Source organism: Ruegeria sp. C12, from assembly GCF_056537745.1.
The window spans coordinates 111,755-126,891 of sequence record NZ_JBQFSA010000011.1; the positions used below are offsets into that span (position 1 = coordinate 111,755).

The 15,137-nt window shown below is 59.6% G+C and carries 14 protein-coding genes; 6 read left to right on the top strand and 8 right to left on the bottom strand.

The window, feature by feature from the left end; genetic code table 11:
• Positions 1-77 precede the first annotated feature (77 nt).
• From ACR0C9_RS19965 to ACR0C9_RS19985, 5 genes are all read left to right on the top strand, one after another.
• Positions 78-917 carry a flagellar motor protein MotB gene (locus ACR0C9_RS19965; protein WP_480781879.1) on the top strand — a complete coding sequence of 280 codons (840 nt, stop codon included), beginning with the start codon at positions 78-80 and terminating at the stop codon, positions 915-917.
• A 90-nt stretch (positions 918-1,007) separates the two neighbouring features.
• A complete protein-coding gene (locus ACR0C9_RS19970) occupies positions 1,008-2,303 on the top strand; it encodes a flagellar hook protein FlgE (RefSeq protein WP_480781880.1) in 1,296 nt (431 codons plus the stop codon).
• A gap of 33 nt (positions 2,304-2,336) precedes the next feature.
• Complete coding sequence (flgK, locus tag ACR0C9_RS19975; RefSeq protein WP_480781881.1) at positions 2,337-3,788, top strand: flagellar hook-associated protein FlgK; 1,452 nt, start codon at positions 2,337-2,339, stop codon at positions 3,786-3,788.
• Between the two features lie 2 nt (positions 3,789-3,790).
• On the top strand, positions 3,791-4,798 hold the full coding sequence (locus ACR0C9_RS19980; protein WP_480781882.1) for a flagellin: 1,008 nt from the start codon (positions 3,791-3,793) through the stop codon (positions 4,796-4,798).
• On the top strand, positions 4,795-5,892 hold the full coding sequence (locus tag ACR0C9_RS19985) for a flagellar basal body P-ring protein FlgI (protein ID WP_480781883.1): 1,098 nt from the start codon (positions 4,795-4,797) through the stop codon (positions 5,890-5,892). Before ACR0C9_RS19980 ends, ACR0C9_RS19985 begins: the two co-directional genes overlap by 4 nt.
• A 6-nt stretch (positions 5,893-5,898) precedes the next feature.
• Here the strand turns inward: ACR0C9_RS19985 and ACR0C9_RS19990 are convergent, their stop codons facing one another.
• From ACR0C9_RS19990 to ACR0C9_RS20025, 8 genes are read right to left on the bottom strand one after another with little or no spacing between them, the layout of a single operon-like run.
• Positions 5,899-6,543 carry a DUF1523 family protein gene (locus ACR0C9_RS19990; protein ID WP_170455848.1) on the bottom strand — a complete coding sequence of 215 codons (645 nt, stop codon included), beginning with the start codon at positions 6,541-6,543 and terminating at the stop codon, positions 5,899-5,901.
• A gap of 10 nt (positions 6,544-6,553) precedes the next feature.
• Positions 6,554-6,820: a hypothetical protein gene (locus ACR0C9_RS19995; RefSeq protein WP_170455850.1), complete on the bottom strand. Its 267-nt coding sequence runs from the start codon at positions 6,818-6,820 to the stop codon at positions 6,554-6,556.
• 1 nt (position 6,821) lies between these two features.
• Positions 6,822-8,159 carry a DUF6638 family protein gene (locus tag ACR0C9_RS20000; protein WP_480781884.1) on the bottom strand — a complete coding sequence of 446 codons (1,338 nt, stop codon included), beginning with the start codon at positions 8,157-8,159 and terminating at the stop codon, positions 6,822-6,824.
• Positions 8,156-8,752 (bottom strand): hypothetical protein, encoded by a 597-nt coding sequence (locus ACR0C9_RS20005; protein WP_480781885.1) that lies wholly within the window; start codon positions 8,750-8,752, stop codon positions 8,156-8,158. Before ACR0C9_RS20005 ends, ACR0C9_RS20000 begins: the two co-directional genes overlap by 4 nt.
• Complete coding sequence (locus ACR0C9_RS20010; RefSeq protein ID WP_480781886.1) at positions 8,749-10,680, bottom strand: AAA family ATPase; 1,932 nt, start codon at positions 10,678-10,680, stop codon at positions 8,749-8,751. The genes ACR0C9_RS20005 and ACR0C9_RS20010 overlap by 4 nt, the downstream gene beginning before the upstream one ends.
• Before the next feature lie 56 nt (positions 10,681-10,736).
• Positions 10,737-11,855: a hypothetical protein gene (locus ACR0C9_RS20015; protein WP_480585911.1), complete on the bottom strand. Its 1,119-nt coding sequence runs from the start codon at positions 11,853-11,855 to the stop codon at positions 10,737-10,739.
• Positions 11,856-11,888: 33 nt separating this feature from the next.
• Positions 11,889-12,218, bottom strand: coding sequence for a hypothetical protein (locus ACR0C9_RS20020; RefSeq protein ID WP_480781887.1), 330 nt, complete (start codon positions 12,216-12,218; stop codon positions 11,889-11,891).
• A gap of 51 nt (positions 12,219-12,269) precedes the next feature.
• Positions 12,270-13,349, bottom strand: a complete 1,080-nt coding sequence (locus ACR0C9_RS20025; protein WP_170455862.1) for a coiled-coil domain-containing protein — start codon at positions 13,347-13,349, stop codon at positions 12,270-12,272.
• Between the two features lie 283 nt (positions 13,350-13,632).
• Between ACR0C9_RS20025 and ACR0C9_RS20030 the strand changes: the two genes are divergently transcribed.
• Complete coding sequence (locus ACR0C9_RS20030; RefSeq protein WP_480585907.1) at positions 13,633-15,108, top strand: NAD-dependent succinate-semialdehyde dehydrogenase; 1,476 nt, start codon at positions 13,633-13,635, stop codon at positions 15,106-15,108.
• Positions 15,109-15,137 lie beyond the last annotated feature (29 nt).

The following is a 15,137-nucleotide window of genomic DNA, read 5'->3' on the forward strand; positions in this document are numbered from 1 at the left end:
GAACAGTTTTAAGTGTTAAGCCCACCTTAAGACCTGCGCTGCTACCTCTGAGCTTGGGTGATAAAAAGGTGGTGGAGATGGGTGCGCAGACCAATGCGGCGCCAATCATCATCAAGAAGAAGCGTGTGTCAGGTGGCGATGGCCATCACGGTGGCGCGTGGAAGGTCGCGTATGCGGACTTTGTCACGGCCATGATGGCCTTCTTCATGTTGATGTGGCTGTTGAACGCAACGACCGAAACGCAACGCAAGGGGCTGGCGGATTACTTCTCGCCAACAATCCCGATCAGCCCCGATTCCGGCGGCGGTGACGGAGCCTTTGGCGGCGACAGCATGTTCTCAGAAAACACTCTGGTCTCGGACGGCAAGGGCGCAACCAACCGCTTTCCGACCGAGGCGCGCAAGGCGCGCGGCACAACCGGTCTGGACGCGGATGGCGGCGGCAAAGGCGCGCAGCAGGATTTCTCGACGCTTGAGGCGCAGTTGCTGGGGCGTACCGGTGAAAGCGCGGTGTCGGACAAGCTGCTCAAGCACATTGTCACCCGCGTCACCGACGAAGGCCTGATTGTCGAGCTGTTCGATACCGAGGATCAGCCGCTGTTCGAATCGGGCTCGGATACACCGACGCCGATCCTGCGGGCTTTGAGTTTGCTGATCGCACGCGCCTCGGATCTGGTTACGAATTCCATTGCCGTGGAGGGGCATGTCGGCGCTTCGCCCGTCGTGCTGGCGCGTAATCCTGCCTGGGATCTGTCGACCTCGCGCGCGCAGGCGGTGCGTCAGATGCTGCAGGACAAAGGCGTTGTGGCACAGCGACTTGATCGGGTCACGGGACATGCCGATCGCAAGCTGCACAGTGACAACCCGATGGCCCCGCGCAACAACCGGATCGAGGTGATCTTTCTGCGCGCCCCCTAAAGGTAGGGCGCATTTTACCTGTTAGCGCGCTGTTAAGGGGCAGTGCGTTAGCTGTTGCATCAACGATTGACGCAACAGAAGGGCGTGCCGATGACAATTTCCTCTTCGCTGAATGCCGGTGTGGCGGCGCTGAGGGCCAATGCCAACAGGCTGGCCACCATATCCGACAATATCGCGAACTCTTCGACCTTCGGCTACAAACGGGTCGAGACGGATTTTCATTCGATGGTTACGTCCGGTCAGGGCGGCAGCTATTCCGCCGGCGGCGTCAGGACCACCAGCCAACGGCTGATCGATCAGCATGGCTCGCTGGTGACGACCAACAATTCGACCGATCTGGCGGTGCGGGGGCGGGGGATGATCCCTGTGCGCCCAAGTTCGCAGATCGCGGGCGGATCGAACGAGATGCTGCTGACCACAACCGGGTCGTTCCGCACCAATGACGAAGGATATCTTGTGACCGAAAGCGGCCTGGTGCTGCTGGGCTGGCGCGCGAATCCCGATGGGTCGATCCCAGCCGTGCCGCGCGACACCCCCGCCGCGCTTGAGCCCGTGCAGCTGAGCGTCAATCAGCTGTCCGGCGCACCCACAACGCAGATGAACCTGCGCATGAACCTGCCGGCAACGGCAACCGATGCGGGCGCGCCCGGCGACGTGCAGCCCTTGTCGGTCGAATATTTCGACAATCTGGGCAAATCCGAAAGTGTCGATATTGAGCTGGTGCCGACGGTACCGGCCACCGGGTCCAGCAATGAATGGACGATGATCCTGCGCGATTCGGCCTCGGGTGGCGCGGTGATCGGAGAGTACACGCTGACCTTCACCGACAGCCGCACCGCCGGGGGAACCCTCGCCAGCGTGACGACCGTTTCGGGCGGGGCCTATGATCCGACTACGGGCAGCGTCGTGGTCAATGTCGCAGGTGGCCCGATGGAGGTGAATATCGGCCAGATCGGCGACGCCGATGGAATTACGCAGCTGTCTGATACCTTCGCGCCTGTTTCGATCACACGCGATGGCTCGGCCGTGGGCACGATGACCAGTGTCGAGGTGGATGAGAACGGTTATGTCTTTGCGTTCTACGATACGGGTGTCAGCCGCCGGATGTTCCAGATCCCGCTGGCGGACGTTCCAAATCCCAACGGCCTGACCGCGCTGGACAGCCAGACCTATGCCCCATCGCGCGACAGCGGCACCTTCTTCCTTTGGAACGCGGGTGAAGGCCCGACCGGCAACCTGATTTCCTTCGCGCGCGAGGAATCCACCACCGATGTCGCAACCGAGCTGACCTCGCTGATCCAGACACAGCGCGCCTATTCCTCGGGCGCGACCGTGATCCAGACGGTGGATGAGATGCTGCAGGAAACCACGAATATCAAACGGTAATCCGGGTATCGGTCACGAGAAAGGTATGGCCTCATGAATATGTCGACAGCTTTGAACAATGCCTTGGGCGGGCTGACCGCAGCCAGTCGAGGGGCTGCCGTCGTGTCCGGCAATATCGCCAACGCGCTGACGCCCGGCTATGCACGCCGGTCTCTGGAACTGACCACCAGTCCGATCTCGGGCCATGGCGTGCGCGCCGCCGGTGTGATCCGTCACGAGAACCCCGTTCTGACCGCCAACCGACGCGCCACGGACGCCGATCTGTGGCAGCAAACGGCGCTTGCGGCGTTCCATACTCAGTTCGAACGCCTTGTGGGAACACCGGATGAGGCAACATCGCTGGCCGCCCGTTTGTCTGCCTTTGACAGCAGCCTGATAACGGCGTCCAGCTTGCCGGAATCCGCGCAGCGTCTGGATCAGGCCGCCCGTGCCGGGGATGATCTGGCGCGCGAGCTCAATAGGGCCTCGGAAGGGGTGCGTCAGGCGCGATCGGATGCAGATCGCAGGATTGGTGCTCAGATCGACAGCCTGAACCAGACGCTGCAGGACATCGAAGAGCTGAACGCCAAGATCCCCGCCATTCGCTATTCGGGTGGCGACATTGGCGCGTTGCTGGACCAGCGACAGGTGCTGATTGATCAGGTCAACGATCTGATCCCTGTGAACGTGATCCCGCGCGACAATGACCAGGTCTCGCTCTATTCCGATGGCGGGCTGATCCTGCTGGAAGGCAAGGCGGCAGAGTTCGCCTTTACCACCACGGGTGAGACAAAACCGCATATGACAGCGGCAAACGGGCTGCTCTCGGGGCTGGAAATGAACGGCAACCCGGTGCGCACCGGCGGTGACGCGGCGCAGATACGGGGCGGGGCCCTGGCGGCACAGTTTACCATTCGGGATGATCTGGCCGTTGAGGCGCAGCTACAGCTGGACACCGTCGCGCGCGACCTGATCGAACGGTACGAAACGCCGGGGCTGGACCCAACCGTAGCCGCAACCGATCCGGGCCTGTTCACTGACGATGGAAACCGGTTCGATGCAACAATGGTGACAGGGCTGGCCTCTCGCATATCATTGAACGCAATCGTGGACCCGGATGCAGGCGGCGACAGTTGGAGGCTGCGCGCGGGTCTGGGGGCGGCAACACCGGGAAGCCCGGGCGATTCATCGCAATTGCAGGCCTTTGGCACCGTGCTGAATGACGCCCGGCCTGTTCCCGGCGCGTTGTTCGGAACCGGCAATATGCGCGCCGCCGAAGTGACCCAAGCACTGCTGTCCAAAGCTGGCGCAAACGCCCATCGCGCCGATCAGCGCCGCGCTTTCGCCAATGGCGCGCAGCAACAGATGGCGCAGATCGAGGCTGAACAAGGTGTTGATACCGATCAGGAACTGCAACGCCTGATGCAGATCGAACAGATCTATTCCGCAAATGCCCGGGTCATCACCGTCGTTGATGAGCTTATGGAAACACTGCTGAGGTTATGACAATGAACTTGACCGCTATAGGCGATCTGGCGCGCGGCATGACCCTGCGCAGCCGCGCCACCGAGATCAAAACCCAGATCGAAACCCTGTCCCACAAGATGTCGACCGGCAAGGTGCAGGATATCTCGGGGCATCTGGGGGGCGATTATTCCCATCTTCTGGATCTGGACCGCAGCCTTGCCCGGCTGGACGCCTTCAAGATCGCCACGACCGAGGCCGGGCTGTTCACCGATGTGATGCAGCAAAGCCTGGACACGTTTGATACGTCCTTGGCCGAGGTATCCGCCACGCTGTTGGCCTTTGGTACGGCCAATCAGACGGTCACGCACGAACAGGCCTCGGTTCAGGCCCGGAATGAGCTGGACACGATGATGTCGGCCTTGAACACACGGGTTGCCGGGCGCAGCCTGTATGCCGGAAATGCAACCGACATCTCACCTTTGGCATCCGCCGAAACCTTGCTGGCCGCACTGGAAACCGAGCTTTCAGGCCTCACCACCATGACCGATATCCGCACCGCAGCCGAGGATTGGTTCAACGACCCCGCAGGGTTCGATGCCGTGATCTACCAAGGATCGGACACCCCCCTCGCCCCCATGCAGATTGCCGAGAATGAGCGGATCACCCTCCCGATCACCGCCACCGACCCAACGTTCAAGGCCGCGCTGCGGGATACGGCCCTGGCCGCACTGGCGTCCGAGGATGCGCTGGCCTGGTCGCCGACCCTGCGCACCAGCATGTTCACGCAGCTGGGTGTCGATCTGGCCAACGCCAAGGACGAAACGGTGAAACTCCGGGCCGAAGTGGGCGCGGCCGAGGCACGGGTGGAGCAGGCGGCCACGCGCAACGCCTCGGCGCGCGTCAGTCTGGAATACAGCCGCAACGCGTTGATCGAGGCAGACCCGTATGAAACGGCAGCGCAGTTGCAAACCGTGCAGTTCCAACTGGAAAGCCTCTATTCGGTCACTGTGCGCAACGCCAACCTGTCGCTGGTAAACTTCCTGAGATGAGAGTTCTTGTTTTCCTTCTGATACTGCTTCTGCCCGGTTTCGCCTCTGCCGGGGCAATCCGCCTGAAGGACCTGGTGGATTTCGACGGTGTGCGCGGCAACGATCTGGTTGGCTACGGTCTGGTTGTTGGTCTGAATGGCACCGGGGACGGTCTGCGCAACTCGCCCTTCACCGAAGAGATCATGTCGAACATCCTTGAACGGCTGGGCGTGAATGTCACGGGTGAGGATTTTCGGCCCAAGAATGTGGCCGCCGTGCTGGTGACCGCCAGCCTACCGCCCTTTGCCCGCGTCGGGGGGCAGATTGACGTCACCGTTTCTGCGATTGGCGATTCCAACAGTCTTTTGGGCGGCACCCTGATCATGACCCCTCTGAACGCGGCGGATGGTCAGATTTACGCCGTAGCGCAGGGCACGGTTCTGGCAGGCGGCGCCGTGGCGGAAGGCGATGCGGCATCTGTCGTGCAAGGGGTTCCAACCTCCGGCGTGATCCCATCGGGCGCACGGATCGAGCGTGAGATTGACTTCGACCTTTCAACCCTGACCCAGATGCGCCTTGCCCTGCGTGAGCCGGATTTCACCACCGCCGGACGGATCGAGGCCGCCATCAACACGGAATTCAATCGCGCCGTGGCAATCATGCGCGACTCGGGGACGGTCGAGTTGAACATTGCGGCGACGCAATCTGTCTCAACCGCGCATGCCCTTGGTCGGATCGAAAACATCCTTGTCGAACCGGAAACCAAGGCGCGGGTTGTTGTCGATCAACGGTCCGGCACGATTGTCATGGGGCAGGAGGTTCGCATTTCGCGCGTGGCGGTGTCGCAGGGTAACCTGACCCTGACGGTCGAAGAGGCACCGATTGCCGTGCAACCCAACCCCTTCGCCCGAGGTGAAACTGTCGTGGTCCCGCGTACCGTTGCTGGCATCGAAGAAGAAGAGGGCACCGGTCTGGCCGAGATACCCGAAGCCACCACATTGTCCGAGGTCGTGGCCGGGCTGAACGCCCTTGGCGTCTCGCCCCGCGACATGATCGACATTCTGAAAACGATCAAGGCCGCCGGGGCGCTTCATGCGGAATTCATAGTACGCTGAGGTGGCCTATTTCGATTTCCAGCTGTCCAGCCAGCGGCGGAAGCCGTTGCGCCTTTCCTCGATCGCATCACCAGCGGCATAGAGACTGTCTTCGACATTTTCCAGCATCGGGTCGATGCGACGCTGGCGGAACCTGCGCCAGCGTACCCAGATCGCCCAGAGCATGGCGAAGAAGACGGTCAGGAAAATGATGTTGAACCACGGGATCAGGCGCACATCCGGCCCGTCCACATGCTTGATGGAGACCGCATTGGGAAAGATCGACATGAACTCGTTCCGCCAGCCGTAATGCGTGACCGCCACCCAATCCGGGTCCGCTTTATCAGATATCGCGTCATTCGCTTCGGTATACAGGTTTGCCGTGTCGAACTTGAAATAGGGCGGCCAGCCCCAGCTGGTATCCTCGTTCCGGTAGACAATCGGCTTGCCATTGGCGCGCACGGCCTGAATGAACTGCACATCGCGGTTCGACAGGCTGGTGGATTGATCATCTGGCTCGGACCAGAAGATACGGGTCCAGTCGTTCAGGTCCTGCCGCTCTTCGTATGTGTTTACGATCCGCACGATATCGCGCTGCGGCAGAGAGTATTGCAGGACCACCGCAATCGTGCCCCAGAAGATGATGATCAATGCCCATTTCAAATAGGCCATGCCCTAACCCTCACATATAATTCACAATATAGATCAGCACGCCGATTGCCACCCAAGGCACGACATAAACGCCCAGGATCAGTTTGCGCCGGAACGAATTGTCGTAGACGTGCAGGCCGCGTTCCACAAAGGCCTGTTTGTTGCCGCGCTTGCCCTTTTCGTCCCACCAGCTTTCCAGCTTGCGGCGGCGTGCGTTGCGCGAATAGAGCGACAGCGCAACATAGGCAACCGTCTGGATCACCAGCAGGATCAGAAACAGGCGCATCGCTCCGAACATCTCAGCCCTTCCTCACCGAACCCCAAGGCCCGACCCGCGCGATCACTGCCTTGCTGATCCGATCCTCGCCGGACATATCCGGCTCATGCCCGAACAGGGCCGCGCGGGCCCCGGCCTTGTCCACCTGATACTCGCGCGCGAGGAAGTCGGCAACATAGGCTTTCTTGGCCTCGGGCCAGGTTTTGTAAGTGCTGTAGAACAGCTCTTTATGGCAGATGAACATCTGGCGCGGGTCCAGTGGGGCCAGTTCCGACAACAGCATATTCACAAGGTCCCGGTTTGGCGTATCGGCGGCGCGCAGTGTGTAGAAATAGGCCGGATGGTCCGAGGTGATGCGCGGCCACGGCCCGCCATCGGTCGCCCAGCGCAGCAGTTGCGCCAGACCGTGATACGCCTCGGGCAGGCGATCCGAATGATTGCGCGCCAGACGTCGCATGTCGCTGCGATCCAGCCCGGTCAGATCGACATCGGCATCTGCGGCGGCGGCGATGGTCAGGAAATCCATCTTCTGTTGCAGGATCGCGGCGGCATCTACACTGCGCGCCTTGACGATGGGTTCAACCAGATCGTTATAGTCCAGGAACTTGGCAATCTGGTTTCGTTGCGAAGGGCCAAAGACATATTTGATCGGCAGGTCGTCTGGTTTTTTGCCCATGCAAATCGCCGCCGGGTGGTCCAGATCGGGGAACAGATAGAGCCCACCGAAATGCGCCGTCCAGAAGTTGCGTTGCTCGAACGCAGTATGGCGCAGGTGGACCGGGTTGCGAGTGACGTCGCCGGTTTCCTTGGCCGTTTCGATCATTTTTGCGATCAATACGTCGTCGAACCACGCATCCTCTTCGGTCTTGAACCGTTCGACCATCCCCGCCAGTTGCTGTGCCTTGCGCAAGGTGCCGCCGGCGGTGTCAGCCTCAATCTCGATCTTGCGCAGGTTCAGCAGATCGCGGGGCGTGGTGAGTTTGATGACCGAGTTCACCAGCTCTCCGGCCACTGCATCGGTGGCGGTCAGGGCGAACAACTGCGCCTCGTTCATCTCGATGAATTCGCGCAGGATTTCGCGCGAGGTTGAGAATTTGACGTTCAGCAAAGGCGCGCGTTTCTGCTCGGTCGTCAGCAGGATGAACTGCCGGTTGACCCCGTTGGGGTTGAGGTAGAGTTCGTCCTCCAACTCAATCCCCACCTCCGGCGAATAGCCCGAGATATCGACATGAAAATCCGTCAGCGCCGTGGTCTTGCCCGCCAGATGCTGCAGCGCGCGGTTATACCGCTCGACCAGAGCCGGGCTGGAGATGTGGACGAGGTTGCCGAACATCAGGCCTTTTTCGATGAGGCGGATCATGTTTCATTCTCAGCAAGAACTTGAGCGTCTAGTATATCCTGTTTAAGTCTTCGCCACTCGCCTCTCAAAAATTCATTGCTAACTCTAGAGAGTCGTATTTGCGTTTTCATTAGCGTCTCAGTGTCCGCTTCATTAAAGTCCGCTGTATACGCTTCATCCATAGCTTGAACGACGGCTAGCGCTTTTTTCTCTTCCAAGTTCAAACGCATGTAAATTTTCGTTCTAATCGCAAAGAGTTGGCTAATGTCGTCTATTCCGTCACGATGAAAAACTAGACGCGAAAACTCGGTTAAGTCGGAACGCATTTCGTCGATCCACTGTCTTCTGAATTCCGCGATTTTCAACTCAGATTGAACTTTTCTGTTGGCTTTTTCCCTTCTTTCAGCTGACTGGTTCGTTAACCTCGCCGTCAAAACAGCCAGCATAGAAACCAAGCTGAGAGTGCCTATTGAGATCAGTATGCCATCGAATTCCGATACAAAAAGCTCAATCTTATCAATCAATCCACCCGGGTACTTTGAAAGGGCTGCAAGGACGACTGGGGTAGTTGCCAAAAAAGTTAAAACGGCAAGAACTACAACTAGCGCTATCACCCCTTCCCCTCCAGATACCGCCGCTTGGCCTCTTCCATCCGGCTCATCTCTCGCACCGCGTTTTCGATGGCGACCTCGTCGCTCTTGTCGGCATAGCGGAACTCGCTGTCAGCGTAGCGGTTGATCTCTTGCATCACCATCTCGACCGTGATCGGCTGGCGCAGGTCCTCGATCATGGCCTTCTTGGTGTCGTAGTCCCGGAACAGGAACAGGTCGGGGTTTTCCATCCACTCGTCGGGCAGTTCGAAATCCATCGCGCGGACCTTGACCGCATCGGTGATGTTCTTGATTGCGCGACCGGTGAACCGCTCATCCGCCTGTTGGATCGCCTTGAGGTAGGTGCCCAGCTTGGCGATCGTGTCCATCTGGCCGATCTCGCCAGAGACCCGGTCATAGACTTGCAACAAGGCGTCTTCGTGCGGGCGGGAGTGGCTTTCGAAACTGGCGGCGACGGCCTTTTTGATCTCCTGCGCGGCATAGGCGTCGTGTTCGCCCAGCGGGATGTCGTGGTTGCGGCCCATCAGCAGGTGCAGAATGTCGATGTAATCCTCGCGCGTTTGCGGCCCGTCCACCAGAAACCGCGCGCCTGCCCGCTGGCGCAGGGCGTCGTCCACATTCTCGGGGTAGTTCGAGAACATGCCAAAGGTGCAATTGCCGCGCACGACAGTGTTGGCGCCCGCAAAGCTCTCCATCAGAACGGCGGTGATTTCCAGTTGCCCGGCTGAGGACTGCCGGTCGCCGCGTTTGCCCGCTAACTGGTCGATATCGTCGATGGTGCCGAAACCGATGACCGAGGGGTCTTGAACCGTGTTGATAAAGGCCTTGGCGTTCTGGCCGGACTTGCCCTGATAGCTGTCAATATTGTCGGTGCTCAGGTTCTGGTAGCGGAACGGATAGCCTGCGTTCTGGCAATAGTCGTTGATCAGCCCGGCCATCATCTGGATCAGGGTGGTCTTGCCGGTGCCCGGTTTGCCGTCGCCCATGAAGGTAAAGATGAACCCGCCGAGTTCCGCGAACGGGTTCAGGCGACGGTCGAAATCATAGGCCATCAGCATTTTGGCCAGCTTCATCGCCTGATACTTGGCGATATGGTTGCCGACCACCTCGTTCGGTTTCTTGAACGTCATGGTCAGGGTGGTGGATTTGGCCTTTGAGGCGGGTTCAAAGCCCCGGATCGTCAGATCATCAGCCTCAATATGCCAGGCGGCGTTCTGGAACGGGGCCAGATGACCTGCGGTCTGGGCACGCAGGGCGGCCTTATCCATCAATTGCTCGGCATAGGCACTGGTTGCGGCGATCAGGTGGGTATCGTCGGGGGCGTGTTTGGCAAGGGTCTGGTCCAGCTCCCACAAAGCGCCATGCAGGGCGAGCTGGCCATTGTCGGTCAGAACCTCTTCGACCTCACCAATATCGACGGTGGTTTCGCCCAGATGCGAGGACATCAGATAAGCCAGCGCATTGCCGAACACGTGCGACGTAATCAGAGCCTCGGCCGTCAGCAATTCCGAGAATTCCGTCTTGCGGGCGGCGGGCAAGTCCCCGGCGAAGTTCGCGCGTTTCAGGTCGGCCAGCGGGGTCTGGTCCGCATAGGCCTCGGCCACGGCCAGAGCGATGGCAATGGCGCGTCGGATCGCCTGCTGCGTGGTTGCCTGCGGCGGAGAGACCAGCGTATCGCCATCATCCGAGGACTCGATCCGTTCGACCAGATGCACCCCATCTGCCCGCACGGTGCGCCGCGTCACCAGTCCCGGCGTGGTCGATCGAAACCGCCGCCCCGTTGACACACCCGGAGACCGCTCAACGGCGGCCTCAACCGCCTTGGCAATCCGCGGGGCGTGTTCAAACCCGTTCAGCAGGGCGGTCGCCGCCGGATAATGCTTGCGAATATCTGCTTCGCGCAATTCCATCTGATCTGACGTCAAACTCATTTCAAAACAGCCCTTGCTTCATCTTTTCAAAAATACTCCCGCCGGAGGCAAAAATTCTAATACCGCAACACCTGCCCCGACTTACTGACCACGAACTTGCGCACATCCGCAAAGCCCGGCGGATTTCGCTCGGCCAGTACCTGAAACGGGCGCTGGGGCAGGATAATCGAGCGCTGCGTGCGCGTCGCCCCGGTCTCGGCCCCCTGCCCGCCAAACGGATCCAGCGCAAAGACCTCGCGCTCGACGGTGGAAAACCACCCGGCGCGTTCTTCGACAACGTCCTCGCTCTCCAACTCTTCCATGGTCCAGGCCAGCGCCCAGTCCTGCCCTTGCGGAGATTGCGCGTCCTCCAGCACCTGCCGCAGCGGGCCGGATTGCTCGGTATAGGCCGAGGAATACATCGGCCCCACATGGATGCGGCGCATGTGTTTGGGGTGCAGGTCGTCGAAATCCTGATCGAAGCCTTTGGCAATCGTCACCAGTTTCAACCCGCCCAGAGATTGCGCCATCAGATGGGCCTGCACCTCGGGCCAGCGGCGCTGGTCCTTGGGCAGGGCCGTCTTGCCGCTGTCCTCCAACTGCATCAGGTAAATGACCGGCAGGTTGATCTGGCTGTCATAGACCGCCCAGTGGATCAGGAACTTGCGTCGCTCGCCTTCGTTTCCGATCCAGTGGCATTCGGGATCATTGCGGGCCCAGAAAAGCTGACCTTTCAGCAATTCCTCGTAATAGAGCCTTTGCGACAGCGCGAATTGCAGCTTGGTGGGGATTGCCCGGTCGCCAATGATGGTGCGCACCATGTCGGTTTTCAGGTCGTCCTCGGACGGCATATTCGCCAGATGCACCTGCGCCTGTTGCACATCATTGGCCATGGTCAGCAACTCGGCCGCCACCGGAAACCCGCTGTCGCGCTTGTCCATGGCGAGGCTGCCAAAGAACCGCCCCGTATCGCGCCCGACCAGCAGGTATTTCATGCTGAGCGCCCGGAAGGTGTAGAGCAGCCCCGAGAGGTAACGCGACACGATCCGCACCTCTTGCTTACTGATCGCACCTTCGGCCTCCATCGTTGCGGCCACGCGCAAGAGGTGGACGGTGATCACCTCGAATTTGCGGAAATAGCGGCGCGAGGCGAAGGTGTCGGTCAGGCCGACATGGTCTTGGGTGGGGTTAGTCATTTGCGTCTCTTAGCAGGATCTCAAATTCTGAAATCACTGCCCTTTACCCTTGGCGGAACGCACTCTTCCGAATGCATCAAGTTCAAAGAAGCTAAAGAGCATATTGGCCTCCGATTGGCGCACATTGAAGAATTGTGGATCGCGGCTCCGAATAGTGTGAGCAGCCATGGAGAAAAGCGCGCGGGCAAGAATCCCGAAACAACCGACCAAAACAAACAGAAAAACAAGAAAGAGTGCCGCGAACATAATCCCGTTCATGTCATCTTGAAGCGTGAAGCGAAATGGCGCGTCTGTACCAATGTCCGCCAACGAAACACTTCGTCCAGAGAAAAACGAGACCAGTCTTCCTGCAACCGCGATCAAGATGCCCAAGAAACCAAATCTGCGAAAAACTCTCCAACTCCACATAAGGGCCTAACCCCCATACAAATTCTTATCATGCTTCTCGACAATCGAAGCAAACCGACGGGCAAAGCGTTCGTCGGCCTTGGCCTTTTTCTCCAGCACATCGCGGGCAAAGACCATGTGGTCCTCATGCGCCTCAAGCATGTCGGCCATTTTCTGGTTGGTCGCGGTGCCGATGGCGGCCATCGCCGTCTGTGCCTCTTGGTCGGTCTGCACGCCGATCTCGTTGATACGGTGGGCCACGTCCTGCTGCTGCGCGGTTTTAAGTGATTTGGTCAGAGCGTCATACAGCACCACGCGCTGTTGCGTGTCCGTCTGCAGCTTGTTGATCAGCACCATCTGCGTCGCCGCCTGGTTCTGCAGTGAATCGACCCAGGTTTTGCCCTTTTCGATGTAGCGCTCAAGCGTCTGCGACTTGGCCAGCTTGACCTGTTCCTCCTGAACCTTTGCGTTGTATTGCTTGTTCAACTCGGCCAGTTCGGTTTCCAACTGGGTCCGCGCGGCGGCGTCCTGTTCGACGCTGATCTTGTTTTCCAAAGTGATAATCGTGGGGTCCATGCCCTGAATCTCGGCGCGCAGAGCCTCCAACTCGGCCACGGTCGCTTCGCGATCATCCAGCGTGACGGTCAGGTTCTCCTCGACCTTCACACGCTGTTCTTCCAGCACGGCCAGTTGCCCTTCCAGCAGCTTCACGATCACGTCCGATTTGGCGATCAGATCCTGCAGCTTGTCGTCGATATTGGCGGTGCGCATCCGCTCCTGCCGCATCGACTCGGATTTGCCTTTCGAGAACACGCCCACAAAGCTCTCCCACCCGGTTTTCGAGCGCATCTCGTCGAAATCCTTGGAAAACGCACTGGTCACGTCGTCCAGACCCATGATCAGCTCGGCGATATTGGCGTTCATCACTTCTGTATGAGCGTGCACATCTTCAAGCGTGGCGTTTTCGATGTCGATATCCGCCTCGGCGGTGCCAATCTTGGCACGGGCGGCTTCAATGCGCGAGGTCAGGCCTTCGATCTGCGATTGCGACTCGCGCACCTTGGTCTGAGTTTCCTGAATCAACGCCTCAAACTGCTGGTTCGACATCTTGCTATCCCTTTTTCCTTATATACCCAATAAGATAGGGAATGTTACGGTCATTTACATCCCCTTAACGTCCAAAATCCCGGAAACTTTGGCAAACTCGCACCCGAATTGAAAGGCAAGCAGGCGCAACCAGACGGTGAACACGGCACTGCGGCGCAGCTGCAACGCTATGCCCGACCGAAAGGAACGCCAACTGGGATGATCCGCCCGCCACAGTGGCCATAGACAAAGCCCGCAACACCTGTTTGGGTGCGCGCAAACCATATCTGCCGGAGGCTAACCTATGCTGGACGCAACAACCGATCTGAAATCCCTGCTCAAGAACCCCGATCTTCTGGCGACCAAGGCCTATATCGGCGGTCAGTGGGTGGATGGCGACAATGGCACCTTCACCGTGACCAACCCTGCGCGGGGCGATGTGGTCGCCGAGGTGGCCGATGTCAGCCGCGCGCAGGTGGCGGGTGCAATTGCGCAGGCCGAGGCGGCACAAAAGGAATGGGCCAAGCTGACCGGCAAAGAACGCGCGGCAATCCTGCGGCGCTGGTACGATCTGATGATGGAAAACGCCGAGGATCTGGGCAAGATCCTGACCGCCGAACAGGGCAAACCGCTGGCCGAAGCGGTGGGCGAGATCGCCTATGGCGCGTCTTTCATCGAGTTCTTCGGGGAAGAAGCCAAGCGCATCTATGGCGAGACGATCCCGGGCCACCAGCGCGACAAGCGGATCATGGTGATGAAGCAGCCCATTGGCGTGGCGGCCTCGATCACCCCGTGGAACTTCCCCAACGCGATGATCACCCGCAAGGCCGGGCCTGCGCTGGCTGCGGGCTGTGCCTTTGTTGCGCGCCCAGCCAAAGAAACGCCTCTGTCCGCGATCGTTCTGGCGGTTCTGGCGGAACAGGCGGGCATCCCGGCGGGCGTGTTCAACGTGGTGCCATCGTCGCGCGCCAGTGAGATTGGCAAGGAGTTCTGCGAAAACCCCGGTGTGCGCAAGCTGACCTTTACCGGTTCGACCGAGGTGGGGCGCATCCTGCTGAAACAGGCCGCCGATCAGGTCATGAAATGCTCGATGGAGCTGGGCGGCAACGCGCCGTTCATCGTGTTCGACGACGCGGATCTGGATGCGGCTGTCGAAGGCGCGATGCTGTGCAAGTTCCGCAACAACGGTCAGACCTGCGTTTGTGCCAACCGTATCTACGTTCAGGCCGGTGTTTACGATGAGTTCGCAGCAAAACTGAAGGCCGCAGTCGAAGCGCTGAAGATTGGCGATGGCCTGACCGAGGGCACCACAACCGGCCCGCTGATCAACGCCGAAGCCGTCGAGAAGGTCAAAGAGCATATCGAGGACGTCACATCCAAAGGCGGTGCGGTGCTGACCGGCGGTCTGCCCCATGATCTGGGCGGCACCTTCTTCCAGCCGACCATCGTGACCGGCGTGACGCAGGACATGATGGTGGCGCAGGACGAAACCTTTGGCCCGCTGGCCCCATTGTTCAAGTTCGAAGACGAGGACGACGTGATCGCAATGGCCAATGATACGATTTTTGGTCTGGCCTCGTATTTCTACGCCAAGGACCTGAGCCGCGTCTACAAAGTAGCCGAGGCGCTGGAATACGGCATCGTCGGCGTGAACACCGGCATCATCTCGACCGAGCTTGGCCCGTTCGGCGGCGTCAAACAATCTGGTCTGGGCCGCGAAGGCAGCCATCACGGCATGGAAGACTATCTGGAAATGAAATACGTCTGCCTGTCGGTCTGATGCGATCCGGCCATCGCCTTCGGGCGGTG